This window comes from Microbacterium sp. GbtcB4, assembly GCF_019091465.1.
GTDB lineage: Bacteria > Actinomycetota > Actinomycetes > Actinomycetales > Microbacteriaceae > Microbacterium > Microbacterium paraoxydans.
In genome coordinates this window covers 1-294 of sequence record NZ_JAGXJJ010000058.1, presented here as the reverse complement: position 1 = coordinate 294, position 294 = coordinate 1, and the positions used below count along the sequence as shown (strand labels likewise).

Annotated in this window: 1 protein-coding gene; it reads left to right on the top strand. The window is 76.2% G+C overall.

Annotated elements, in window-relative coordinates; all coding sequences use genetic code 11:
* Positions 1–294 (top strand): glycoside hydrolase domain-containing protein (locus KVS71_RS17270; protein WP_217585132.1); only part of this gene is annotated, 294 nt, incomplete at both ends.

Here is a 294-nt window from a genome sequence, read left to right as displayed (position 1 = left end):
CGGCGGAGAACGCGGGCACCGCGGACAGGCCGGAGTGGCGCCACCCCGGCGTGTTCCCCGCGCGGACCGCCCTCGGCGAGTCGGCAACGGGGGCGCCGGTCGTAGAGGGCGAGCTCGACGTCAACAACGGCTACTGGGACACGTACCGCACCGAGTGGCCCGCGCTCGCACTCCTCGTCCCCGCGCTGGCCGGGCGCCTGCTGGACGGGCAGCTCGCCCAGTATCGCCGCGGCGGCTGGATGGCCCGCTTGCGGGCCCCCCGGTACGTCGATAGCACGGTCGGCACCCCGGGTG